At 71.1% G+C, this 23,413-nt stretch carries 19 protein-coding genes; 9 read left to right on the top strand and 10 right to left on the bottom strand.

Features of this window, described 5'->3' with window-relative positions; translation table 11 throughout:
- Positions 1–72: 72 nt before the first annotated feature.
- On the top strand, positions 73–882 hold the full coding sequence (locus ACFVKT_RS28050; protein ID WP_385736353.1) for an SGNH/GDSL hydrolase family protein: 810 nt from the start codon (positions 73–75) through the stop codon (positions 880–882).
- A 41-nt stretch (positions 883–923) separates the two neighbouring features.
- Here the strand turns inward: ACFVKT_RS28050 and ACFVKT_RS28045 are convergent, their stop codons facing one another.
- From ACFVKT_RS28045 to ACFVKT_RS28030, 4 genes are all read right to left on the bottom strand, one after another.
- Positions 924–2,540 (bottom strand): protein kinase, encoded by a 1,617-nt coding sequence (locus tag ACFVKT_RS28045; RefSeq protein WP_385736345.1) that lies wholly within the window; start codon positions 2,538–2,540, stop codon positions 924–926.
- 57 nt (positions 2,541–2,597) lie between these two features.
- A complete protein-coding gene (locus tag ACFVKT_RS28040) occupies positions 2,598–4,367 on the bottom strand; it encodes a nickel transporter (RefSeq protein WP_385736342.1) in 1,770 nt (589 codons plus the stop codon).
- Positions 4,364–5,908 (bottom strand): tetratricopeptide repeat protein, encoded by a 1,545-nt coding sequence (locus tag ACFVKT_RS28035; protein WP_385736339.1) that lies wholly within the window; start codon positions 5,906–5,908, stop codon positions 4,364–4,366. The genes ACFVKT_RS28040 and ACFVKT_RS28035 overlap by 4 nt, the downstream gene beginning before the upstream one ends.
- A gap of 190 nt (positions 5,909–6,098) precedes the next feature.
- Positions 6,099–7,634: a DUF4331 domain-containing protein gene (locus ACFVKT_RS28030; RefSeq protein ID WP_385736336.1), complete on the bottom strand. Its 1,536-nt coding sequence runs from the start codon at positions 7,632–7,634 to the stop codon at positions 6,099–6,101.
- 340 nt (positions 7,635–7,974) lie between these two features.
- Here ACFVKT_RS28030 and ACFVKT_RS28025 point away from each other — a divergent pair, with 340 nt between their 5' ends.
- The 3 genes from ACFVKT_RS28025 to ACFVKT_RS28015 all read left to right on the top strand — a co-directional run bounded on the left by ACFVKT_RS28025 (position 7,975) and on the right by ACFVKT_RS28015 (position 9,794).
- The gene (locus ACFVKT_RS28025) at positions 7,975–8,517 is read left to right on the top strand and encodes a sigma-70 family RNA polymerase sigma factor (protein WP_385736602.1); all 543 of its coding nucleotides are present in this window, start codon (positions 7,975–7,977) and stop codon (positions 8,515–8,517) included.
- Between the two features lie 91 nt (positions 8,518–8,608).
- On the top strand, positions 8,609–9,409 hold the full coding sequence (locus tag ACFVKT_RS28020; RefSeq protein ID WP_385736333.1) for an anti-sigma factor domain-containing protein: 801 nt from the start codon (positions 8,609–8,611) through the stop codon (positions 9,407–9,409).
- Between the two features lie 115 nt (positions 9,410–9,524).
- On the top strand, positions 9,525–9,794 hold the full coding sequence (locus ACFVKT_RS28015) for a hypothetical protein (protein WP_384387264.1): 270 nt from the start codon (positions 9,525–9,527) through the stop codon (positions 9,792–9,794).
- A 268-nt stretch (positions 9,795–10,062) separates the two neighbouring features.
- Here ACFVKT_RS28015 and ACFVKT_RS28010 read toward each other — a convergent pair whose 3' ends face one another.
- Positions 10,063–11,253: a CaiB/BaiF CoA transferase family protein gene (locus tag ACFVKT_RS28010; RefSeq protein ID WP_385736330.1), complete on the bottom strand. Its 1,191-nt coding sequence runs from the start codon at positions 11,251–11,253 to the stop codon at positions 10,063–10,065.
- A 170-nt stretch (positions 11,254–11,423) separates the two neighbouring features.
- Between ACFVKT_RS28010 and ACFVKT_RS28005 the strand changes: the two genes are divergently transcribed.
- Positions 11,424–13,157, top strand: coding sequence for an amidohydrolase (locus ACFVKT_RS28005; protein WP_385736327.1), 1,734 nt, complete (start codon positions 11,424–11,426; stop codon positions 13,155–13,157).
- A 22-nt stretch (positions 13,158–13,179) separates the two neighbouring features.
- Here ACFVKT_RS28005 and ACFVKT_RS28000 read toward each other — a convergent pair whose 3' ends face one another.
- Together ACFVKT_RS28000 and ACFVKT_RS27995 are read right to left on the bottom strand one after the other, a co-directional pair.
- Entirely contained in the window at positions 13,180–13,962 is a 783-nt protein-coding gene (locus ACFVKT_RS28000; RefSeq protein WP_385736324.1) for an ABC transporter permease, read from the bottom strand.
- Positions 13,959–14,954: an ATP-binding cassette domain-containing protein gene (locus tag ACFVKT_RS27995; RefSeq protein WP_385736321.1), complete on the bottom strand. Its 996-nt coding sequence runs from the start codon at positions 14,952–14,954 to the stop codon at positions 13,959–13,961. Before ACFVKT_RS27995 ends, ACFVKT_RS28000 begins: the two co-directional genes overlap by 4 nt.
- Before the next feature lie 63 nt (positions 14,955–15,017).
- Between ACFVKT_RS27995 and ACFVKT_RS27990 the strand changes: the two genes are divergently transcribed.
- Positions 15,018–15,734 carry a TetR/AcrR family transcriptional regulator C-terminal domain-containing protein gene (locus tag ACFVKT_RS27990; RefSeq protein ID WP_385736318.1) on the top strand — a complete coding sequence of 239 codons (717 nt, stop codon included), beginning with the start codon at positions 15,018–15,020 and terminating at the stop codon, positions 15,732–15,734.
- A gap of 7 nt (positions 15,735–15,741) precedes the next feature.
- Here ACFVKT_RS27990 and ACFVKT_RS27985 read toward each other — a convergent pair whose 3' ends face one another.
- From ACFVKT_RS27985 to hmgA, 3 genes are all read right to left on the bottom strand, one after another.
- Complete coding sequence (locus tag ACFVKT_RS27985; protein ID WP_385736316.1) at positions 15,742–16,926, bottom strand: type ISP restriction/modification enzyme; 1,185 nt, start codon at positions 16,924–16,926, stop codon at positions 15,742–15,744.
- A gap of 65 nt (positions 16,927–16,991) precedes the next feature.
- The gene (locus tag ACFVKT_RS27980) at positions 16,992–17,741 is read right to left on the bottom strand and encodes a GntR family transcriptional regulator (protein ID WP_385736314.1); all 750 of its coding nucleotides are present in this window, start codon (positions 17,739–17,741) and stop codon (positions 16,992–16,994) included.
- A gap of 137 nt (positions 17,742–17,878) precedes the next feature.
- Positions 17,879–19,216 carry a homogentisate 1,2-dioxygenase gene (gene hmgA, locus ACFVKT_RS27975; RefSeq protein ID WP_385736311.1) on the bottom strand — a complete coding sequence of 446 codons (1,338 nt, stop codon included), beginning with the start codon at positions 19,214–19,216 and terminating at the stop codon, positions 17,879–17,881.
- A 259-nt stretch (positions 19,217–19,475) separates the two neighbouring features.
- On the opposite strand from hmgA, the gene ACFVKT_RS27970 reads away from it, so the two are divergent.
- The 3 genes from ACFVKT_RS27970 to ACFVKT_RS27960 all read left to right on the top strand — a co-directional run bounded on the left by ACFVKT_RS27970 (position 19,476) and on the right by ACFVKT_RS27960 (position 23,294).
- A complete protein-coding gene (locus ACFVKT_RS27970) occupies positions 19,476–20,081 on the top strand; it encodes a hypothetical protein (RefSeq protein ID WP_385736308.1) in 606 nt (201 codons plus the stop codon).
- Complete coding sequence (locus ACFVKT_RS27965) at positions 20,078–20,707, top strand: TetR family transcriptional regulator (RefSeq protein ID WP_385736305.1); 630 nt, start codon at positions 20,078–20,080, stop codon at positions 20,705–20,707. The genes ACFVKT_RS27970 and ACFVKT_RS27965 overlap by 4 nt, the downstream gene beginning before the upstream one ends.
- A gap of 328 nt (positions 20,708–21,035) precedes the next feature.
- Positions 21,036–23,294, top strand: coding sequence for a molybdopterin oxidoreductase family protein (locus ACFVKT_RS27960; RefSeq protein ID WP_385736302.1), 2,259 nt, complete (start codon positions 21,036–21,038; stop codon positions 23,292–23,294).
- Positions 23,295–23,413: the final 119 nt, after the last annotated feature.

The following is a 23,413-nucleotide window of genomic DNA, read 5'->3' as shown; positions in this document are numbered from 1 at the left end:
GCATGGACACTTCCTGTCAACACGCGTAGCTGGTACGAAAGTTATGCAGAGATCCTGCTAAAGGGAGGTTCCATGAGACGTTCCCGAATTACGGCATACGTGACCTCACTCCTCCTCGCCCTCGGGGTCGCCCTCACCGGGGCAGCGACGGCTCAGGCGTCCCCCACCCTTGCGGCCACCGGCTACGTGGCCCTCGGCGACTCCTACTCCTCCGGTGTCGGCGCGGGCAGTTACCTCAGCTCCAGCGGCAACTGCAAGCGCAGCACGAAGGCGTACCCCTACCTCTGGGTAGCCGCCCATTCACCCTCGTCGTTCAACTTCACGGCTTGCTCCGGCGCTCGTACGGGTGATGTCGTCGCCAGCCAGTTGACCCCGCTCAACTCCTCCACCGGCCTCGTCTCGATCAGCGTCGGCGGCAACGACGCGGGCTTCGCCGACGTCATGACGACGTGTGTGCTCCAGTCGCAGAGTTCCTGCCTCGCACGGATCGCCACCGCGAAGGCGTACGTCGACTCGACACTCCCCGGCAAGCTCGACACCGTCTACTCGGCGATCAGCAGGAAGGCCCCGTCCGCCCAGGTGGTCGTCCTGGGCTACCCCCGTTTCTACAAGCTCAACGGAAGCTGCCTGACCGGCCTCACGGAGGCCGAGCGAGCCGCGATCAACGGCGCCGCCGACTACCTGGACACCGCGATCGCCAAGCGCGCCGCCAACCACGGCTTCACCTTCGGCGACGTCAGGGGCAGGTTCACCGGCCACGAGATCTGTTCCGGCAGCGCCTGGCTGCACAGCCTGAACCTGCTCAACATCGGTGAGTCGTACCACCCGACCGCGTCGGGACAGTCCGGCGGATACCTGCCGGTGCTCAACAGCGCGGCGTGACCTCCTGGGGCCTGTCCTGGGGAGACCACCTGGGACAGGCCCTAGGGAGACTCGGAAGCGGAGGCCTCGCCCGTCGGGGTCTCCGTCACGCAGGTCACCGAGAACGCCACCGAGTTGGACGTCGCGTTCACGGGACTGCGGATCTCCACGCCGATCGCGTTCTCGTAGGTCCCCGACTCGTCGTACGTCGTCACGATCACCGTCTTCTGCTGGGTCGTGCCACCGTTCGCCGGGAACGACAGGGTCTTCCAGCCCGGATCCGACACCTCGCCGGTCTCCGTCACCCAGCGGTACTCGACCTCGGCCGGGACCCGCCCGACCGTGAACGTCGCCGTGAACGTGGGTGCTTGGGCTTCGGGCGGCGGGCAGGCACCCGAGTACTCGGTGTGCGCACCCGCGACCGTCACCTGCACGGACTGGGCGGGCGGAGACGTGGTCGCCGGGCTCTCGGTCGCCGGCGCACTGGTGGAGGGGCTCCCGCCGCTCGCGCCCTGGTCGCTCCCGCTGTCATCGGTCTCCGGGGCCGAACTCGCGCCGCCCGTACCGCTGCTGACGGCGGCCCCGCCACCGTCCCCGTTGTCACGGTTCAGCAGGGCGTACGTCAGCCCGCCGAGCGCGAGGGCGAGTGCCACCATCCCCGCGATCAGGACGATCGCCGCCCGGCGATTGCGGTCGGGCTCCGCGGTGGAGCCGGGCGAGGCGACCGTGGCGTCGGCCGGCCTGTACGGCATCGGCGGTGTCGAACCGGGGGAGGTCTGGGGGGAACCCGCGAGCGTCGGCGCCTGCGGGACCGGGAGCGGCGGCCCGAAACCCGTGGTGGCGGCCAGGGTGCCGCCCGCCGCGACGATCCGCAGTTCGTGCTCGGCCTGCTCGGCGCCCAGCCGCTGGGCCGGGTCCTTGGCCAGCAGCCCCTGGATGACGGGGGTGAGCGGCCCCGCGCGCTGCGGCGGCGGCAGCGGCTCGTCGACGATCGCACGCAGGGTGCTCAGCGGGGTGTTCTGACGGAACGGCGAGTTGCCCTCGACCGCCGCGTACAGCAGCACCCCGAGCGACCACAGGTCCGACTCCGGCCCGGGGGTCTGGCCCAACGCCCGCTCCGGGGCGAGGAATTCGGGCGAGCCGATCACCTCGCCGGTCATGGTCAGCGCGGAGCTGCCCTCGACCATGGCGATGCCGAAGTCCGTCAGCACGATCCGTCCGTCGTTCGACATCAGGACGTTGCCCGGCTTCACATCGCGGTGCAGCACCCCGGCCTCGTGCGCGGCACGCAACGCGGTGAGCACCTCGGCGCCGATGTGCGCGGCGCGCGGCGGGTCGACCGGCCCCTCGGCGTCCAGGAGATCGGAAAGGGCGATGCCGCGGACCAGCTCCATCACGATCCAGGGACGGCCGTCGTCGGTGGCCACGTCGTACACCGTCACCACGTTGCGGTTCGAGATACGGGCCGCCGCCCACGCCTCGCGCTCCAGCCGCGCGTACATCCGCTCGGCGTCGTACGCCGGGATCCCGGCGGGCGCACGGACCTCCTTCACCGCGACCTCGCGCTGGAGCACCTCGTCACGGGCGCGCCACACCGTGCCCATACCGCCCTCGCCCAAGGGCGACAGCAGCCGGTAGCGCCCGGCGATCACACGTTCACTGCCCGGATCTTCGGACACGGGTGTCCCCCCATTGGTATCCGCTGCGCATCCGCGTGATTTCTCCCCAAAAGTAGCTCAGCCGAGGACGGATGCCGCCCCCCTGAACACCAAACCGGCCCCAAGCGCCACGACGACCAACGCCGATCCCAGCGGTGCGGTCCTGCGCAGCAGGGCCAGGGCCGGCCCGCCGGCCCACCGCGGGCGCCCGGCGAGTACCCGGTTCACCCCGTCGCCGAGCTTCACGACGGCGAACCCGGCCGCCGTGAGCGTCAACGCCAGCCCGACGCCGTACGCGAGGACGAGGAGCAACCCGAACCACGCCTGCCCCAGCGCCGCGGCGCCCACCAGGACGACCACGGCGGAAGGGCTGGGCACGAGCCCGCCGGCGAAACCGAGCAGGATCGTGCCGCGGACGGTGGGAGCGACGGGGTGGGTGTGGGTGAAGCCGCCGTGGGTGTGTTCGAGGGGGGCCCGCTTCTCATGGGGGGTGAGGGAGGGAGCGGGGGCGGATTGAGGGTGCGGGCGGGCTTCCGCGGACGCGTGGGCGTGGGCGTGCGCGAGGACCAGAGGGCGTTCGTGCTGCCTGGCGTGGGGGTGCTCGTGCGCACGCTCGTGGTCGTGGGCGTGGTCGTGTTCGGTGTGCGGGGGCTCCGAGTGCGCGTGGCTGTGGTCGTGATCGCCCTCGTGGTCGTGGTCGTCGCTGTGCGCGTGGCCGTGGTCGTGCGTGTCGCCGTCTCCATGCCCGTGCGTGTGCCCGCTCCCGTGCGTGTGCCCGCTCCCGTGGGAGTGTCCGTGCCCGTGTGCCCGGTTGCGCCAGGCCCGGCGTACGAGTGTCGCGCCGGCCAGCGTCACGAGGAGCCCGCTGGTGACGCCCAGCCAGGCGATCACGGAGGGCGCCGCGGCCGAACCGGCGGTGATCAGGAGGCCGAGGGCGACCACGCCCAGGGTGTGGGTGACCGTCACTGAGGCGGCGAGCGGCAGGACGTCGCGCAGGCCCGCCCGGCCGCCGCGGGCAGCCGCCGTCGCGGCCATCAGGGTCTTGCCGTGGCCGGGTGCGAGCGCGTGCAGGGCGCCGAGGCCCACCGCGATGAGCAGGGCGAGAGCGGCGAAACCGATCGTCAGTTCGTGGCTGGCTACCAGGGAGTCGAGCGCCTGGGTCCAGCGGTCGGCGCCGCGCGGGAGGACCGAGTCGGCGGGGGCTTCGCGGCCGTTCTCGACCAGCGCCGGGCCACCGGCCCGCACCCGCAGGGACGCGGACGCGGTGTCGGCCGGCGACGACAGCAGTTCCTGCGGGTACTCGGTGAGCTGTCGCGACACCGATTCCGTCGGTACGTCCGAGGAGGCGAGCGTCATCCGGTCGCCGCGCGCGGTGATCTCCCGCCAGCCCGGACCCTTGTCGGCGGCCCCCGCGCCTCGGAACTCGACGTCCACGGTGTCCTGTTCGGGGAGAGCGGCCGTCAACCGGCATTCCACGCGCAGGGTGTTGAGCCCCGCCTGCCCGGGCCGCACGCGCGCGACGCTCGTGCCGACCTTGAGCGGGACCTCGCTGCCGCCGACGGTGACAGCGCTGTCCCGCGCGGCCGTCTCGCACCGCTGACGGGCCCAGTCGGTCAGCCCGAGGTCTTCGATCCGCGGCTCGGCCTGCGTGGCCGGGATCTCCGCGAGGTCCTCGACGTGGTCGACCCGCAGTTGTCCGGGGGCGGCGACCAGGCCGTCGTACCGGTTGACGGTGAAGTTGCCGAGCGGGTGCGCGCTCGCCTGTCCGGAGGGGACGAGGACGAGCGCGCAGGCGGCCGCGAGGACGGTCGCCGCCGAGCTGAACGCGCGGCGGAGAGAAGGGGTCACTTGTCGGCCTCCAGCGCCTTGCGGGCCTCGGCGGCGCCCAGTGGTGAGAAGCCCGGGTTGAGGTCGAGGGCCGCCTTCAGCGAGGCGTCGGCCTCCTTCTCGTGGCCGGTGGCGCGCTCGATCATGCCGCGGTGGTAGAGGAAGGACGCGTTGCGATAGCCGGTGGCCGTCGCCTCGCGGGCGTACGGCAGGGCTTCCGTGTCACGGCCGTTGACGTGCAGCGCCCAGGCGAGGGCGTCCGCGGTGTGCACGGTGTGGCGGCGGTCCCACTCGGCCTGGGCCGCCTTGAGCGCGGCCTCTTTGTCGCCGTGGTCGGCGGCGGCGAGCGCGGTGTCGAGATCGGCGTTGACGCCGTTGGCGCGGGCCAGCGAGACCCATGCGTTCACCAGCGCGTACTGGTCACGGGCCTGCTGGGCGTCGCCCTCCTCGCCGCGCGCCTCGTACAACTCACCGAGTTCCACGAGCGGTTGGGGCAGCGGATACCGTTCCACGACCTGCTCCATGCCGCTGATCGCCGCCGCGCTGTCGCCCTGTGCGGCCTGTGTGCGGGCGCGGCCTTCGAGGGCGGGGAGATAGGTGTCGTCGGCGGCGAGCGCGCGGGCGTAGTAAGTGAGTGCCGTCTTGTACTCGCCTTGGTTCCAGGCGAGTTGGCCCAGCGCGGTGGCCACATACGTGACATCGCCGCGGGTCGTCGCCGAGTCGAGCGCCTGCTCCAGGACGCGGCGGGCGGTCCGCACATCGCCGCTCAGCTCGCTGACGTACGCGTACCGCGTGAAGACCGGGACGCCCGGGCGGCGCGAGTCGGCCGTGTCTGCGGCCTTCGACGCCTCCTCGTAGCGGCCGAGTTCGACCAGGGCGTCGATACGGGAGGCGAGGGCGCGCTCGCTGTACGGGTTCTGCTTGAGCGCCTGGTCCGCGTACTTGAGGGCGCCGGTGAAGTCGTGCCGCGCGGCGGCCAGGGCGGCGCGGCCCGCGAGCGCGGGGTCGTTGTCCGGGCGCAGATCGAGGGAACGGGCGAGCGCCTGCTGTGCCTGCGGGTACCGGGAGGGATCGCCCTTCGTGCGGGCCTGCTCGATGTAGGCGAGCCCGAGCGTCGACCAGCCGCCGAAGTCCTTGGGCTGGGCCCGGAGATGAGCCTGCAGCGAGGTGATGCTCGCGTCGAGATCCGCGCCGGCGAGCAACTGCGGCGAGACGCCGGCGGGCGCCGCCGCGACGGTGGCCGCTCCACCGTCGTCCTGGAGGGCCCCGGCCACTATGGCGCCGGCAGTGAGCGCGACGGCCAACGCCGATGCGCAGAAGGCGAGTTGAGCCGCACGCCAACGACGCCCGGACGCGGACAATCGCCGGACGGCGGCGACCCGCTCGTCGGGCACCTCATCGGTGACCTTGTCGGCCACGTCTCCGGCGGCCAGGCCCGGCGACTCGGCGTCGGCCGCCCCGGCACCCGCGGGACTCTCCTCGGGCATGGCCTCCGCGGCGCCGTCCGCGGGCTCGCTGCCGCGTTCGCTCGCCGGCGCGCTGTCGTTCGTACGCGGGGACATGCCCTCTCCTCGAAGTCCTTGGTGCCTTGGTTCCTTGGTGGAAACGCTCGTTGCGGGGGTTGGGCGGCGCGGCCCGCGCCGTGGGGGATGAGTACGAGCGGGCCGCGCCAGTCGGTGAGCCGGGCCGGCATGCCCGGGCGGCGGATCGTGCGGCCGGGTCAGTGGGCCGGCCGCGGATCCGTGAGCCGGGTCAGTAGGCCCGGTCGTGCATCCTTCGGCGCCACCACAGCAGGCCGCTGCCGATCAGCAGGAAGCCGGCCGCGCCCGCCGCCGCGGAGGCCGCGATCAGCATGGTGTCGGTCTCGCCGGAGGCACTCGTGGGCTGCAGCGCGTCACCGAGCTGGTTGCGCACGTCGGTCCCGCTGGTCGTGCCCTTGGCGAGCGTTCCGCGGGAACCCGCGGCCGGGTTGGCCAGGTAGGGGAAGGTGTGGCCGAACTTCTTGTCGTTCTTGTCGACCGCGTCGCCCAAGTCGTTCTTGGAGCCGACCAGTTCACCCTCGACGACCTGCAGCGCGATGTCGAGCACGTCATCGGTGAGCCGACGTCCGTTCGGGAAGCCCGCGGTGTCGCCGTCCAGCACACCGAGCCGCTTGGGCGAAGCCACCGGCTTGATCGAGGTGTTGAGCCGCAGCTCCTCCGCCGGGGTGACGTTGGGCGGCTGGTTCAGGCCCTCCACGCCCTTCAGGAACACATCGACGAGGTCGTTGCGCGGCTCCGTCGGCGCCGGGATCTTGTAGATCGCCTCGATGAGCTTGGGCAGCTCCGGGTTGGTCACGTTCTTCAGGAAGTCGCCGTCGTTCCAGGGCGAGGACGCGTTGAACTTGTCCTTGTCCTTGATGGGGTTGACCACCTCGTTCACCAGCGGCATGCCCAGCCGGGAGACCTGCGTCCAGTCACCGTGCGCGTCCTTGCGCTGGGTGGTGGACCAGATTCCGACGACGGGCTGCTCGGCCGACTCCTGGATCATGTGGCTCGGCACCTGGAGGGCTATCGAGTTGACGTTGTAGCCCCTGAGGGTGTCCCGCCCGACCTCGGTCAGGTTGCCGCCGTAGAGCAGGTCGAAGACCCGCAGATCCAGGAAGAACGGGTCGTCCGCCTGACCGGCGAACGTCGTGGAACCGCCCGCGAGTTCGTGGATCGCCTCGTTACGCAGCTTGCCGTAGTCCGGCATCGACGCCTTGCCGACGTTCGACGGCGCCACCGGAACGTCGTCCGCGACCTTCGTCTGCGACACCACCTTCTGGTCCTTCAGCTGCAGCAGATCGATGTCGTACGTCTGCGTGATGTTGAGGTCCGGGTCGTCGAGGCTGTCGACCGCACCCGTGTTGTAGAGGAAGGTGTCGCCGTTCTTGACGTGCGTCTTGAAGGTGTAGCGGTAGAGCAACTCGCCCTGCGCGTCACCGTTGTTGTCGATGTGGATGTCGTACTGGGCGTCCTCGGCGAACGTGAAGAAGTTCGGTCCGCCGGCCGGTTCCTCGAAGGGGATCCAGTTCGCCACGATGGTCGTCGTATCGGGCTTGTCCGGGCTCACGAACGCGTACACGTCCGTGTTGTCGTACTGCGGAGTCCCCGAGATCAACGGGGCCTCCCGGTGGCTGGAGGCGGAGGCCGCCCCCGGAACCAAAGCCGTCACGCCGGCGGCTGCGAGCCCCCCGGCGGCCAGCGCACCACAGACGAGGGTCGCGAGACTCCTGCGCCCCGCGCCACTCCTGAAGATAGGTGTCATGCCGTCCGTCCTCACGTCCCAATTGCCTGACGCACGCCATTCGGAGCGGTCGCCGGGGTGGATTGGTCAAATCCCAAACGTTCTTACGGCGGGTTTCACAGGTTGTCTCAGCGGCGGGCTCAGTTTCTGTGACCGGCCTGTACCGGAGGCGGGCCGGCCTCCGCGCCATCTCGCCTCCCCGGCAGGCCCGTTGGCCCCCGGCGGGCTGTCTCCGCGTCAGACGTGTTTCCCTGGCGGCGGACCCGCGTTTTCGGTTCGCTGATCCGTAACCCATCCGGGAGCGTGCTCGCTGCGAACACGTAAGTGACGGGACGGCCCTGTGGCCGGAGAGGGGGTACGGGTGGAGGCGGACGAACTCCTGGTGCTTGTGGCCGGAGGCAACCAGAAGGCATTCGAGGAGCTGTACGGACTGGTGTCCGGGCCGGTGTTCGGACTGGTGCGCCGCGTGGTGCGGGACCCCGCCCAGTCGGAGGAGGTGGCCCAGGAAGTGCTGCTCGAACTCTGGCGCTCCGCCGGGCGGTTCGACCCGCGGCGGGGCAGCGCCCTCTCCTGGGTACTCACCCTCGCCCACCGGCGGGCCGTCGACCGGGTCCGCAGCGCCCGCGCCGCCACCGAGCGCGAGCAGCGTGAGGGACAGCGCGCGCACCATCCCGCCTTCGACCAGGTCGCCGAGGAGGTCGAGGCCGGGCTGGAGCGCGAGTGGGTCCGCCGCTGCCTCGACCGGCTCACCGCCCTGCAACGCCAGTCCGTCACCCTCGCGTACTACGACGGCTACACCTACCGTGAAGTTGCCGAACGGCTCTCTCTGCCGCTCGGCACGGTCAAGACCCGTATGCGCGACGGACTCACGCGGCTGCGTGACTGCCTGGGAGGTGTCGCATGAGTGTTCCCGACCTCCGCCCTGCCGGGCTGCCCGGCCGTGATGCCCATGGACGACCGCACGGATGTCCGTGTGTACGAGAGGGAGGTGCCGGATGAGCCTCCTCGACCGGTTGCTGCGCCGCGATCTGCACTCCCTCGCCGCCCCCTACGCGCTGGACGCCCTCGAACCCGGCGAGCGCCGCCGCTTCGAACGCCATCTGCGCGACTGCCCGCTCTGCAACGACGAGGTCCGGGCGCTCACCGAGGACGCGGTGCGCCTCGCCTGGTCCACCGCGGCACCGGCGCCCGCCGCACTGCGCGACCGGGTGCTGACCGCCGTACGGACGACACCGCAGGAGCCGACGCCCCTGCACGTGCCGCGCGCGAGCGCCCCCCATCAGCCCGCGTATCAGACCGCACGCGGGCGTGCCCCCCGCTTCCGTCCGCTCCTCGCCCCGCTCGCCACCACCACGGCCGCCGCCGCCCTCGTCGTCGCCTCACTCTTCGCCGTGCAGGCGACGCGGGCCCAGGACCAACTGGACCAGGAGCGCGCCCAGGCACGTGAGATCGCCCACGTCCTCGCGGCCCCCGACGCCCGGGCGGCCGGCGACCGGGACGCCCAGGGGCGCGGTATCGGCGTGGTCGCCTCCGCGTCGGAGCGGAGCGCCGTCGTGACACTCAGCGGGTACGGCACCCCCACCGGAGGGCGCGTGCACCAGCTCTGGCTCATGCGCCCCGATGAGAATCCGCGCTCCCTGGGGCTCTTCGACGGCGACACGCCCCTGGTCGCCTACGGACTGAATACGACCGCGACGTCACTCGCTGTCACCGTCGAGCCCGAAGGTGGCTCAGCCCAGCCCACTTCTGCCCCAGTTGTCCAACTCGCCCTGGATTCGGTTGGATTCGGAGAGTAATCGTCAACACCCTTATGGGGAAGGTGAATCATGTGCCTGCGATACCCGAGTGCCACGAGGGGGCGATAGGGTTAGCCTGCCCGGGCCGGGTGGACTCGTACGGGTGGGGAGTGACATGGAACAGATAACAGTGCGCAGCAGGGCACGTGTCCCTGCGATCACGTGCGGGAGCAGCGCGACCAGTTCGCGCCTCGACCGCCATCTCGCGGTGCTGGGCGGCCCTCCGATCCCGCAGCGCGAGACAGCCGAGGCGACCTCGCTGATGCGGGAGCTCACCTCGCGTGACACCGCGCACGAGAGCAGCAGCAGGGTTGCGCGAGTGAGGCGGGTCTCGCTCTTCGCGCCGCTCAAGCGGCTGAGCCGTTCACTGTTCGGCGGTCGCTGAGCAGGGCCGCGGCACCGGCGTTCCCGACCCGCGCTCCGGCGGTCCCACCGACCCGGCGCAGCGCCGCTTTTCCGCGTCCGTCACCCCCACGGCAGGCGGCGACGCCCGGTGTATCACCGGGCGCGGGTCAGGTCATGCTCACACCGTTCGGCACCCGCCTGCCCGCCCGGCGGCCGGCAGGACGCGCACCCCCACCCGATGCGCTCTCCGGGCGCGGGTCCGGCCCAGCTCACCTGAGCCCGTCACCTCGCGGTAAGAGCCCACCCCCTTACCGAGCCACACCGTCCCGCAGCAGCTCCGCGACGTCCTCCTCCGTCAGCCCCAACCCCCGCAGCACCGCCCCGGTATGCTCCCCCAGCTCGGGCACCGCCCCCATACACGCCTCCGCCCCACCCGGCAGCGTGATCGGCGGCAGCAGTGCCCGCAACGGCCCCGCCGGTGAACCCACTTCCCGCCACCGGTCCCTGGCCGCAAGCTGCGGATGCTCCGCGAGCTCCCGTACGTCCCGAAGGCGGGCGCACGCGATACCCGCACCCTCCAGACGGGCCACCGCCTCATCGGCGCCGAGCGGGCCGAGCGCCTTCGCCACCAGCGCGTCCGTGCGCTCGCGGTTGGCGACCCGCGCCGCGTTCGTCGCGTACGCCGGATCGTCCGCCAACTCCGGCTGGCCAAGGACCTGTTGGGCGAGCCGCTGCCACTCGCGGTCGTTCTGCACCGACAGCAGTACCCGGCCGCCGTCCGTCGTCGGATACGCGTCGTACGGCGCGATGACGGCGTGCGCGAGACCCGTGCGCGCCGGGGGAGTTCCCCCGTGCATCACATGGTGCAGCGGATGCCCCATCCACTCCGCGAGCGCGTCCAGCATGGACACCTCGACCGGGCCCCCGCGCCCCGTCGTACCGCGCCGGACGAGCGCCGCGAGCACCCCGGAGAACGCGTACATGGCCGCCGCGATGTCGGCCGCCGGAATCCCCGCCTTGACGGGCTGCTCAGGCGTCCCCGTCACCGACACGAGCCCCGCCTCGCACTGCACGAGCATGTCGTACGCGCGTTTGGCGGCGTACGGCCCCGTCGCCCCGTACCCCGAGATGTCCACGGCGACCAGCCGTGGATGCGCGGCGCACAGCGTGGCCGCGTCCAGGCCGAGGCGGGCCGCCGCGCCCTGCGCGAGGTTCTGGACGAAGACGTCCGCGTCCGCGACGAGCCGGCGTACGACATCGAGGCCCCGCGGATCCTTGAGGTCGAGGGCGACGGACTCCTTGCCCCGGTTGCACCACACGAAGTGCGAGGCGAGGCCGGCCGCCGCGGTGTCGTAGTCGCGGGCGAAGTCCCCGCCGTCGACCCGCTCCACCTTGATCACGCGGGCGCCCAGGTCTGCCAGCTGACGGGTCGCGAAGGGCGCCGAGACGGCCTGCTCGACGGAGACGACGGTGATGCCCTCAAGGGGGAGTGGCTGCATGTGCTGGATCATGACTCCCGCGTAACACCTTTGTCATCCGTGGATGTTGACGGGGCAACGTCATGGGTCCAGGGTGGCTGATCGTTTACAGGATCCGTTTGGCCGATACACCCAGATTCGTTGGGCAGGCAGATCCGTTTGGCCGATACACCCGACCTCACCCCCGGAGGATGCGCGTGTGTGACCTGCACGATCAACACGAACACGAGTCGCTTACCGCGAACGGCCAGGTGCTGAGCCGCCGTCGCATCATGCAGCTGCTCGGCGCCGCCGGTGTCACCACGGCCGTGATGACGGCCGAGGCGGACCCCGCGATGGCCGCGTCGGCCGACTCGTCGGAAGCCGAGTACACGGCGCCGGAGGGCCTCGCCCAGGACAGCCCCGCCAAGACGGCGGCCCTGGACTGGATCACCTCCCACACCGACTCCATCACCGGTCTCAACTCCGAGATCTGGGACCACGCCGAACTCAGCCTGCGCGAGTGGAACTCCTCGCTCGCGGAGGCCGGCTTCCTCGAAAAGGCCGGATTCCAGGTGAAGTTCGGCACCGCCGGCTTCCCGACCGCGTTCACCGCCACGTACTCGTACGGCAGCGGCGGCCCGGTCCTCGGCTTCAGCGGCGAGTACGACGCCCTGCCCGGCCTCTCGCAGAACAAGGGCGTCGGCCATCACGACCCGCGCGAGTACATCCACGATCCGTTCGCCCCCAGCTACGGCCCGGGCCACGGCTGCGGACACAGCGCCTTGGGCACGGCGGCAGCGGCTGCCGCGGCGGCTGTCGCGCAGGCCGCCAAGAAGCACAAGCTGCCGGTCACCGTGAAGTTCTTCGGCTCCACCGCCGAGGAGACCCTGATCGGCAAGACGTACGCGGTCAGCCGGGGCGTGTACGACGGCCTCGACGCGTTCCTCGACTGGCACCCCTCGACCTCCAACGCCACCGGCTGGGGCTCCACCACCGCGATGACGGCCGTGACCTTCACCTTCCTCGGCGTCGCGGGCCACGGCGGCACCCCGCTCGGCAACAAGAGCGCGCTGGACGCCGCCGTGATGATGGCGACGATGTCGGAGTTCCTGCGCGAGGAGAACCTGGCGCCGAGCGGCCGGCTGCACTGGGTGATCAACAACGGCGGTGACATCCCGAACGTGACCCCGGAGATCGCCGAAATCAGCTACTACGTACGGGAAGGGAGTCCCGCCCGGGTCCAAATACTCCTCGACAAGGTGATCGCCGTCTCGGAGGCGGCGGCGAAGGCCTCGCAGACCTCGGTCCGGCACCGCATCACCTCAGCCTGCTGGAACCAGCTGCCCTCCAAGTCCTTCGCCGAACTGCTGCACGCGAACATGAAGCAGATCGGGCCGCCCGAGTTCGCCGACGAGGCCCATGTGCTGGCGAAGGAGCTGCAGGAGTCCCTCGGCCTGCCCCAGCAGGGCATGCACGCCGAGATCGCCGAACTCACCGCGCCCAACCCGGTGTTCCTGGGCGGCGGTTCCACGGATGTCGCCGACATCAGCTGGAACGTACCGACCGTGTCGATGGGCGCCGCGCTCGCCCCGATCGGCACCAAGATGCACACCTGGTCCACGGCGTCCTGCGCGGCAGCCGCCCCCGGCCAGGCCGCCGTCATCGCCGCCGCCCGGTACCTCGCGGCGACGGCCGTGGACCTGCTCACCCAGCCCGAGCGGCTCAAGGCCGTCAAGGACGAGTTCAAGGAGCGCACCAAGGACGTCGAGTGGAAGACGGCGCTCCCGGACGGCTATGAGCCGCCGATGTACGAGCCTCCGGCCTGGTTCCTGAAGAAGACCGGCCAGAAGTGGCCCCCGGAGAACATCACCTGGCCCCCGAAGCGCGTGGTGTCCCAGGAGAAGTTCTCTTCGCTGGGGCCCGAACTCGCGCCTCAGAAATAGGCGTTCGCCGGCCTGTGGCGGTTCACCGTCCGCCGTGCGTGTAGCGGCGGCCGGCGAGCGGCAGGAACACCGCGATGAGCAGGGCGCACCAGGCCAGCGACCCGGCGACGGGATGTGTCACAGGCCAGGCGCCGTCCGTCGGCACCGGCGCGTTCCCGAAGAGGTTCCGCATCGCCGTGGCCACCGCGCTGATCGGGTTCCATTCGGCGATCGTCCGCAGCCAGCCCGGCAGATTGTCCGTGGGAATGTAGGCGTTCGACAGCAGCGGCAGCATGAACGTCGCAGCGCCGAGCTGACCGGCGGCCTCCTCGCTCCGCGAGGCGAGCCCGAGCAGGATGCCGACCCAGGTCATCGCGAACCGGAACAGCAGCAACAGGCCTACGGCGCCGGTCGCTTCGAGCGCCGATCCGTCGATCCGCCAGCCCACCGCGAGCCCGACCAGCATCAGCGGAAGCATGCCGACGGTCGTGACGACCAGATCGGCGGCGGCCTGGCCCAGCGGCACCGCGGCCCGGCTCATCGGCAGCGTCCGGAAGCGGTCCATCACACCCCGGTGCGAGTCCTGGGCGGCCTGGAACATGCCGGTCATGATCCCGTTGGCGGCGGTCGCCACCAGGAGCCCCGGCACGAGGAAGGCGCGGTAGGCCTGTCCGGGCGTCGCGAGTGCGCTGCCGAAGACATAGCCGAAGAACAGCAGCATGTTGATCGGCATGGTCTGGGTGAGGATGAGGAGCCCGGGGCTGTGCCGCATCCGCTGCAGGTTCCGGCCCAGGATCGCGGTGCCGTCGTACGCCAACGCACTCATGTCACAAGCTCCTTGTAGTCGGTCATGCCGTCGGTCCTGTCTGTCCCGTCGTTCCCATCGGTCCTGTCGTGGGTCAGGCGCAGGAACACGTCGTCGAGCGTCGGCGGACGCAGGCTCGCGTCGAGCAACGGCACCCCGGCGGCGTCGAGTTCACGGACCAGCCGGGGAAGCGTCAGGGTCGTGTCGGTGGTGACCGCGCCGACCGCATGCCGCTCCTGGTCGAACGAGGGCGCGCTGCCGGTCAGTTGGTCGAGGACCGCCGCGGCTCCGGGCAACGCCTCCGGGTGCGCGACGACCACCTCCGCGTAACTGCCGATGAGCGCCTTGAGTTCGGCGGGCGAGCCGGTCTGGGCGACCCTGCCCCGGTCCACGAGCGCGATGTCGTCGGCCAGTTGGTCGGCCTCCTCCAGGTACTGCGTGGTCAGCAGCACGGTCGTGCCCTCGTCCTTGAGAGCGCGCACGGCCGCCCAGATCTGGTTGCGGCTCGCGGGGTCGAGCCCGGCGGTGGGCTCGTCCAGGAAGAGCACCTCGGGGCGCCGGATCAGGCTCGCCGCCAGGTCGAGGCGGCGGCGCATACCGCCCGAGTACGTGGAGGCCTGCCGGTCGGCGGCCTCGGTCAGTCCGAAGCGGTCGAGGAGTTCGGCAGCCCGCGCCGCCGTCCCCCGCACCCGGTGCAGCCGCGCGAACAGCCGCAGGTTCTCGCGCCCGGTGAGGTCACCGTCCACCGAGGCGTACTGCCCGGTGACCCCGATCGAGCGGCGCACGGCCCCCGGCTCCCGCACGAGATCGTGCCCGGCGACACGCGCGGACCCCGCGTCCGGTCGCAGCAGGGTGGTGAGCAGCCGTACGGCCGTGGTCTTGCCCGCGCCGTTCGGCCCCAGAATCCCGCAGACCGTGCCCTGGGCCACCGCGAGATCCAGCCCCCTGACGGCATGGACCTCCCCGAAACGCTTCTCCAGACCTTCACTAAGTACAGCGTACGTAGTTGTCATGGGTAGACCATAGCGCACTACGTACGGTGTACGTAACTACGATGGTTGCGAGGTGATCGACCAATGCCAGGGCGCAGTGCCGTACCCGAAGTGATCTGGGCTCGTCCCGAGCGTGCGGGCCGTGGTCCGCGGCCCGCGTACAGCCGCGCCGACGTCGCGGCCGCCGCGGTGCGGCTCGCGGACGCGGAGGGGCTCGACGGAGTCTCCATGCGGCACGTCGCGGCCGAACTGGGCTGCGGCACCATGTCGCTCTACAACTACGTCCCCCGCAAGGAGGATCTGTACGAGCTGATGGTCGACGTCATCAGTGGCGAGCACGAGCTCCGGGAACCCTCGGGCGACTGGCGCGCCGACATGCTCCGGATGGCCCATCAGGGCCGCGCCCTCATGCACCGACACCCCTGGCTGCCGCGCCTGATGTCCCCGGTCTACGGCTTCAGCCCCAACGCCCTGCGTTACCTGGAACACTGTCTCGCCTGCCTCGACCCCCTCGACGTGCCCTACGGCACGAAGTTCGAGCTGATCGCGATGCTCAACGGCGTCGTGACGACGTACGTCGGCAACGAACTGGCCACCGCCGAACGGACCCGCTCCCTGCCCTGGTCCGAGGAGCAGGAGAACGCGGTCCGCATCGGCTATCTGGGCGGCCGGATCGCGACGGGTGAGTATCCGCGGATGGCGGCGGCCTTCATGGAGGACTCCGGTCCGATCGACCTGGAGGCGGTGTTGGAGCGGGCGCTGGGGCGGGTCCTGGACGCATTCGAGCCGAAGGGCCGGTAGCGAAAGGCTAGATCAGCGCGAACTGGCCCTCCGGGCCTTCCTCGTGGTGGTCCAGCACCGACGCCGGCCGCCGTGCCCCGTCCGGCACCGGCAGTACGCCCGCCTTGCGCAGCTCGGCCGCCGTGATCGGGGCCTCCATCTTCAACTCGGCCTGCTGAGGCCGCAGTTCCGCCAGCAGCGCCAGCACCGTGACGATTTCGAGCAGCTCCGACGTCCAGGCCTGCGGCCAGGTGGCGGGGCGGATCGCCTCCAGGGTGCCCGGCTCGGGCGGCTGCGTCCGGGCCGCGAACCACTGCTCCAGTACGCGGACTCCGCCCACCTCGAAGTCCCAGGCCTCCGGCGGGACGGGGGAGATCCGGCCCTCGTCGAGCTGGAGGGCCTCCTCGTCGCGGTCGTACTGCACGTCGACCGGGAGAACCGGGAGCGGTGAGCGGACGTAGGGGCGACGGCCCCCGGGAAGCTTGGGCCGTTCACCGTCGCGTCGCATCAGCCACAGCATCCGGCGCCCCAACTCGACGCCGTGCGACCAGAGTCCGGGGTCGGCGGTGAGAGGGACGGCAAGCCCGCCGCGGCCCGCCCGGGTGACCGCCACCGTCCAGGCGAGGACGTCGACGGGATCGGGGGAGTGGCCGAGGCGGCTACGGAGGTGCTCCAACAGGCCCGGTGCCAGGTTCGGTTCCAGAGCGCCGGGGCGACGGTAGAGGGGACGGACACGGCCTCCGCGGCCGGCGCTCAGCGGCAGGACTGAGGCGACCAGCAACGCAGGCCCCGACGACTCCGGCACCACCGTCTGCTCGACCGCGAACAGCTGCCGCTCATCGGCGACCCGCCACAACTCGGGGCGCGCCGCGTCGATCAGCCGGTGGTCCGGGATCAGCCACTGCTCGTCGAAGGGACCGCCCAGCACCCGGACCGGCTCCGCGCAGGGCCCCGGCTCACGCGCCAGCCGCCCGGTCCCACTCGCCTGCCCCGGCAACTGCGCCACCGCCGAATGCGGACTGCGCGAGCGGGTGACGCCGAACAACGTCTCCCGCTCCGCCCCTTGCGCCTTCACCAGCGCGTCCCACCGAGCCTTCAGGGACGCGGCGTCGGGAGCCGTCGGCCACCTCCGGCCCAGCCTCGGCGGAGCGGCCGACCACGGCATGAGGTCCGCCAGCGGCGGGGCGTCGTCGTCCTGCGTCACGCTCGGCATCGTACGACGTGGTCCACGAGGTGGTCAGAGGGCGTCGGGATGGTCAGTGGGCTTCGAGATGGTGGTCAGTGGGCGTCGAGGGTGACCGTGAAGGAGAAACGGTCGCCGCGGTAGTGGATGCGGGCCACGTCCAGGGCGCGGCCGTCCTCCCCATGGATGACACCGGTGTAGTGCAGGATCGGGCTGAGCAAGGGGACCTGGAGCAGCCGCGCCGTCTCCGGGTCCGCGAGCGTGGCCTCCACGGTGTCGGTGATCCGGCTGATCCGGATGCCCACCACATCGCGCAGCACCTTTGTCATGGGCCAGCGCACCAGGTCCTCGGGATCGATCAGCGCCGCCAGTTCGGGACGTACGAAGTTGCGCGCGTGGTTCGTCGGCTCACCCGTCTTCTCGTCGCCGCGCAGCCGGTGGTACGAGCCGACCTCGGCCAGATCCGGGAAGTACTCGGCGAGTTCGGCGGACACGGGCACCGTGCCGTGGTCCAGCAGTTCCGTCGTCATCCCCGACTGCTGCGCCACGATCGTGTCGACCGAGCCGAGGAGCCGTACGGGCGCGCCTCGTTGGGCGCTCGGCTCGATGAACGTGCCGCGCCTGCGGTGCCGGGTGATCAGCCCCTCCTCCTCCAGCTCCTTGAGCGCCTGCCGCATGGTCAGCACGCTCACCCCGTAGTGCTCCGCCAACTGCTCCTCGGTGGGCAGGCGCAGCGGGTCCTGGGCGCTGCGGCCGAGTATCGAGGCGCGCAGGGACTGCGACACCTGATACCAGAGCGGCAGCTTGCGGTTCAGGACGATCGAGTCCGGGGCGAAGGAGGTCACGAGGGTTATCCGTACCGGTCGGGGGCGTTCAGTGCAACGTGCGACGGGGAGGGGCGTGACGGCGACGGCGGGCAGTGCGGCGGACGTCGGAGAGTGTGACGGGCGGCGGCGGCGATCGGAGGAACGGGCGAGGGCAGTCAGCCGGCCGGGTGGAAGTTCCGCTGAAGGCCCTGCCACACGTCGTCGTACGCCCGTTGCAGGTGCTCCGCCCGCGCGGCCTGTGCCGTCACGGTCACCGGCCAGCGGGTCTCGAACATGAAGGCCAGCCCGTCGTCGATCTTCTGCGGCTTGAGTTCGGCGGCGCTAGCCCGGTCGAAGGTGTCCCGGTCCGGCCCGTGCGCCGACATCATGTTGTGCAGCGAACCGCCTCCCGGCACGAAGCCCTCGGCTTTGGCGTCGTAAGCGCCCTCGATGAGTCCCATGTACTCGCTCATCACGTTCCGGTGGAAGTACGGCGGCCGGAAGGTGTCCTCGCCCACCAGCCAGCGCGGCGCGAACACCACGAAGTCCACACCGGCCAGTCCCGGGGTGTCGCTCGGCGAGGTCAGCACCGTGAAGATCGACGGGTCCGGGTGGTCGTAGCTGATGGTGCCGATCACATTGAAACGGCGCAGGTCATAGACGTAGGGCACATGGTTGCCATGCCAGGCGACGACGTCCAGCGGTGAGTGGTCGTACGTCGCCGTCCAGAGATTGCCGCAGAACTTGTTCACCACCTCGACCGGGCCCTCGACGTCCTCGTAGGCGGCGACGGGTGCGAGGAAGTCCCGGGCGTTGGCGAGTCCGTTGGCGCCGATCGGGCCCAGGTCGGGCAGTTGGAAGGGCGCTCCATAGTTCTCGCACACATAGCCGCGGGCGCTCTCGTCCAGCAATTCCACGCGGAACCGGACACCACGGGGGATGAGCGCCACATGGCCGGGTTCCACAGCGAGCAGCCCGAACTCGGTGCGCAGCAGCAGTCCGCCGCGCTCCGGCACGATCAGCAGCTCGCCGTCGGCGTCGCTGAACACCCGCTCCATCGAGGAGTTGGCGTAGTACAGGTGCACCGCCATGCCCGTGCGCTGGGTGGCGTCGCCGTTGCCGCCGAGAGTCCAGAGACCGGTCACGAAGTCGGTGCCGGGCGGGGGCTCGGGCAGTGGGTTCCAGCGCAGCCGGTTGGGGTCGGGCACCGTCTCCGTGAAGGGAGCCGTGCGCAGCGCGCCGTTGTCGGTGCGGGTGAACGGGGGGTGCGCGGCCGACGGGCGGATGCGGTAGAGCCACGAGCGCCGGTTGTGTGTTCTCGGCTCGGTGAACGCGGAACCGCTCAACTGCTCCGCGTACAGCCCGAGCGGCGCCCGCTGTGGCGTGTTGCGGCCGATCGGAAGGGCGCCGGGGACCGCCTCCGAGCTGTGTTCGTTGCCGAATCCGGAGAGGTGGGCAAGCCCCTCGGCCGTCTTCCTCGCGTCCTCACCCAGGATCGCCGCGTCCCCGCTCATGAGCACTCCCTCGGATTTGATTCCTATGCTTCACCATAGGAATGGATTGCGGTGTACGCAAGAGGCCGTAGGAATCAGGGGTGTGCGCCTCGGGAAGCCATCCGGCTCAGGGGCACTCGGGAAGCCGTCCGACTCAGGGTCATACGACTCGGGGAGCCGCATGTCTCGGCGGGCCGTACACCTCAGGGGTCGGTCCGCGGCTCAGGAACCCGACCCCAGGGGGATCCGAGTGTCAGTGCGATGTTCTACGCTCCCCGGCATGTCGTGGACGCGTGGACTGCTCGCCGCGCTCGCGGTCTGTGCCCTGCTCGGCGGAACGGCGAGCTGCGGCTCCGGCGACGCGCGCGAGCCGAAGGACGGGGTATCGGCCTCGCCCGTGGGCGAGCTGCTGGAGAAGACGGACGAGGCGGGACGGCGCTACCGTGAGATCGAGGAGAAGGGCGCACCCGAGGTCGCGATCGAGGTCCAGCCGGAATCCGACAACGGCTGGGACGTACGGCTGACCGTCGAGCGCTTCCGCTTCTCACCCGCCGGTACGCGCTCGGTGGCCGTCGCCGGAAGCGGGATCGCCATCCTCTACCTGGACGGCCGCAGTATCGCCACGCTCCGCACCTCCGAGTACCACATCCCCGGCGATCTCGTCCCGCGCGGCACACACCAGGTCACCGCCCGGCTCTACGCCGACGACCAAACCCTGTGGGCCGTCGACGAAGAGCCGGTCGAGAGCACCGCGGACATCACGGCGTCGCAGGCCAGGCAGACGTCGGACGCGACCGAGGCGCCGGAACCCTCGATGAGTACGAGCGGCACTGAGGCCCGTATTGAGACCGGAGGTTCACCGGACCCCGGCGGAAAGGCATCATGAAGCCCGTGCCCCATGCGACCTCGCTGCGCCGAGCGCCCGTGCAGCGCCGTAGCGCAGAACGACTGACCCGCATCCTCGACGCCTGCGCCGACCTTCTCGACGAGGTCGGCTACGACACCCTGAGCACCCGGGCCGTGGCCCAGCGCGCCGGCGTACCCATCGGCTCCGTCTACCGCTTCTTCGGCAACAAGCGCGCGATGGCCGACGCGCTCGCCCAGCGCAACCTGGAGCGCTACGCCGAGCGCGTCACCCTCCGGCTTCAGCAGACCGACGAGGAGGGGCGGGTCCCGAGCGGCTGGCGTGCGGCCGTGGACGCCGTGCTCGACGAGTACATAGGGATGAAGCGCACCGCGCCCGGCTTCTCCCTCGTCGACTTCGGCAACCAGATCCCGGTCGGCTCCCGCGCCGAGCCCAACACCCGAGTCGCCGACCGTCTCACCGAGCTCCTCGCCGGATACCTCGACCGCACCCCCGACGAGGACCTCCGCCGCGTCTTCCTGGTCGCGGTGGAGTCCGCCGACACCCTCGTCCACCTGGCCTTCCGGCTCGCCCCGGAGGGCGACGAACGGATCATCGAGGAGACGCGTGTGCTGCTGCGGGCCTATCTGGAGCGGGTCCTGGACTGAGGCTCCGGCGCTGAGCGGGTCCTGGACTGAGGCTCCGGCGCTGAGCGGGTCCTGGACTGAGGCTCCGGCGCTGAGCGGGTCCTGGACTGAGGCTCCGGCGCTGAGCGGGTCCTGGACTGAGGCTCCGGCGCCGCGCGAGTCCTGGACTGAGGCACTGGCGCTGAGCGAGTCCTCGGCCTGGGGCCCCGGAACCGGAAGCCGGCCGGCGGTGAACCGCTCGCGAATTTCCGACCTGACCCCCAGCGGGCCCTCCCCTCCATCCATACCGGTCGGTATGCTCGGCCCCAGTCCGTGTGCCAACGCTGCCACCGCCCTCCGGGAGGACCCCGTGTCCCGCACCACCGGCACCACCCCCGACTCCCGCACCGCCCTGCGGATCTGCCCGCTCTGTGAGGCCACCTGCGGGCTGACGCTCACCATCGAGGGCACCCGGGTGACCGGCGCCCGGGGCGACCGCGACGACGTGTTCAGCAAGGGGTTCATCTGCCCGAAGGGGGCCTCCTTCGGGGCGGCCGACGGGGACCCGGACCGGCTGCGCACCCCCCTCGTACGCAAGGACGGCGAGCTGCGCGAAGCGAGCTGGGAGGAAGCCTTCGACGCGGTGGCCGCCGGACTGCGGCCCGTCGTCGAGCAGTACGGGCCGCACGCGGTCGGCGTCGTCCTCGGCAACCCGAACGTGCACACCATGGCCGGTGGCCTCTACCCGACCGTCCTGCTCGCCGCCCTCGGCACCCGCGGCATCTTCACCGCCTCCACGGTCGACCAGATGCCCAAACACGTGTCGAGCGGCCTGCTGTACGGCGACGCCAACGCGATCCCGGTACCCGACCTGGACCACACCGACCACCTCCTGCTCATCGGCGCCAACCCCGTGGAATCCAACGGGAGTCTGTGCACCGCCCCCGACTTCCCCGGCAAACTCAAGGCGCTGCGGGCGCGCGGCGGCACGCTGACCGTCATCGACCCGCGACGGACCCGTACGGCCAAGCTCGCCGACCGGCACGTGGCGATCCGTCCCGGAACCGACGGGCTGCTGCTCGCCGCCGTGGCGAACGTCCTCTTCGAGGAGAACCTCGTCGAACTCGGCGACCTCACCCCGCACGTCCAGGACATCGACGAACTCGCCCACGCCGTACGGGACTTCACTGCCGAGGCGGCAAGCGAGGCCTGTGATGTCCCCGCGGACACGATCAGGGCGCTCGCCCGCGAGCTCGCCGCCGCACCAACCGCCGCCGTCTACGGCCGCATCGGCAGCTGCACCGTCCCGCACGGCACCCTGACCAGCTGGCTAGTCGACGTCGTCAACATCCTCACCGGCAACCTCGACCGGCCCGGCGGCGCCCTCTTCCCGCAGGCCGCCACCGACCGGACACCCCGCCCCGCAGGACCCGGCCGCGGCTTCGCCCTCGGACGCTGGCACTCGCGGGTGAGCCGGCACCCCGAAGCCAAGGGGGAGTTGCCGCTCGCCGCCCTCGCCGAAGAGATCGACACCGCCACCGAGCAGGGCGAACCGATCCGCGCGGTCATCGCCGTCGCCGCCAACCCCGTACTCTCCGCACCCGACGGCGACCGCCTCGACAAGGCCCTCGGCTCGCTGGACTTCATGGTCAGCGTCGATCCGTACCTGAACGAGACCTCACGCCACGCGCACGTCGTGCTCCCGCCGCCCCCGCCCGCGCAGAGCGCCCACCACGACTTCGCCTTCAACACCCTCGCCGTACGCAACCAGGTCCGCTACACCCGCGCCGCCGTCCCCCTGGAGCCCGGCCGCCTGGCCGAGACCGAGATCCTCGCGCGCCTCACCCTGGCCGCGACCGGCATGCACGGCGCCGACCCGTCCGACGTGGACGCGATGGTCATCGGCAGCACCCTCGGCAAGTCCGTCACCGAGGCACACTCCCCGGTGCACGGACGCGACCCGCAGGAACTCGCCGCACAGCTCACCGGCGTCAACGGCCCCGAGCGGCGGCTCGACATGATGCTGCGCCTGGGTCCCTACGGCGACGGTTTCGGCGTACGGCCCGACGGGCTGAGTCTGGAGAAGCTGCTCGCGCATCCGCACGGCATCGATCTCGGGCCCCTGCGATCGCGACTGCCGGGGCCGCTCAAGACCCGCAGCGGCAAGATCGAGCTGCTGCCCGGACCGATTGCCGACGATCTTCCCCGGCTGCGGGAAGCCCTGCGCGAGCGCCCCTCCGCCCTCGTACTCATCGGCCGCCGCCACCTGCGTTCCAACAACAGCTGGATGCACAACGTGCCCGCCCTCACCGGCGGCACCAACCGCTGCACCCTGCACATCCACCCCGAGGACGCCGAACTCCTCGGGATCGGCGACGGCTCGGCCGTCCGCGTCAAGGGCGCCGGAGGAGAGGTGACCGCCCCCGCCGAAGTCACCGACGCCGTACGGCGCGGGGTGGTGAGCCTGCCGCACGGGTGGGGACACGACCGCCCCGGCACCCGGATGAGCCACGCCGCGCTCGACCCCGGAGTCAACGTCAACCAGCTCCTCGACGGCAGCCTCCTCGACCCCCTGTCAGGGACCGCGGTCCTCAACGGCGTACCCGTGGAGCTGACCCCTGTGAGTTGAGCAAAGCTGTGACCTGGAGTTTTGCGCTTATTGCTCACGTGTCAACGTCTTGTTAAGAGTTGCGCACCCGACCTAACGTCACTCGCACCGCCGTCCCAGGTGGGAGTTCAAGGGCGAAC

Source organism: Streptomyces sp. NPDC127595 (genome assembly GCF_042671685.1).
Classification (GTDB): domain Bacteria; phylum Actinomycetota; class Actinomycetes; order Streptomycetales; family Streptomycetaceae; genus Streptomyces.
Note: the sequence above shows the minus strand (reverse complement) of the source record. Positions and strands in the feature narration are given on the sequence as shown.

Bases quoted from the DNA above. Each gene is read 5' to 3' on its own strand.
- ACFVKT_RS28050 (WP_385736353.1), top strand. From the start codon at position 73: ATGAGACGTTCCCGAATTACGGCATACGTGACCTCACTCCTCCTCGCC.
- ACFVKT_RS28035 (WP_385736339.1), bottom strand. From the start codon at position 5,908: ATGTCCCCGCGTACGAACGACAGCGCGCCGGCGAGCGAACGCGGCAGC.
- ACFVKT_RS28030 (WP_385736336.1), bottom strand. From the start codon at position 7,634: ATGACACCTATCTTCAGGAGTGGCGCGGGGCGCAGGAGTCTCGCGACC.
- ACFVKT_RS28020 (WP_385736333.1), top strand. From the start codon at position 8,609: ATGAGCCTCCTCGACCGGTTGCTGCGCCGCGATCTGCACTCCCTCGCC.
- ACFVKT_RS28015 (WP_384387264.1), top strand. From the start codon at position 9,525: ATGGAACAGATAACAGTGCGCAGCAGGGCACGTGTCCCTGCGATCACG.
- ACFVKT_RS28010 (WP_385736330.1), bottom strand. From the start codon at position 11,253: ATGCAGCCACTCCCCCTTGAGGGCATCACCGTCGTCTCCGTCGAGCAG.
- ACFVKT_RS28005 (WP_385736327.1), top strand. From the start codon at position 11,424: ATGCGCGTGTGTGACCTGCACGATCAACACGAACACGAGTCGCTTACC.
- ACFVKT_RS28000 (WP_385736324.1), bottom strand. From the start codon at position 13,962: ATGAGTGCGTTGGCGTACGACGGCACCGCGATCCTGGGCCGGAACCTG.
- ACFVKT_RS27995 (WP_385736321.1), bottom strand. From the start codon at position 14,954: ATGACAACTACGTACGCTGTACTTAGTGAAGGTCTGGAGAAGCGTTTC.
- ACFVKT_RS27990 (WP_385736318.1), top strand. From the start codon at position 15,018: ATGCCAGGGCGCAGTGCCGTACCCGAAGTGATCTGGGCTCGTCCCGAG.
- ACFVKT_RS27985 (WP_385736316.1), bottom strand. From the start codon at position 16,926: ATGCCGAGCGTGACGCAGGACGACGACGCCCCGCCGCTGGCGGACCTC.
- hmgA (WP_385736311.1), bottom strand. From the start codon at position 19,216: ATGAGCGGGGACGCGGCGATCCTGGGTGAGGACGCGAGGAAGACGGCC.
- ACFVKT_RS27970 (WP_385736308.1), top strand. From the start codon at position 19,476: ATGTCGTGGACGCGTGGACTGCTCGCCGCGCTCGCGGTCTGTGCCCTG.
- ACFVKT_RS27965 (WP_385736305.1), top strand. From the start codon at position 20,078: ATGAAGCCCGTGCCCCATGCGACCTCGCTGCGCCGAGCGCCCGTGCAG.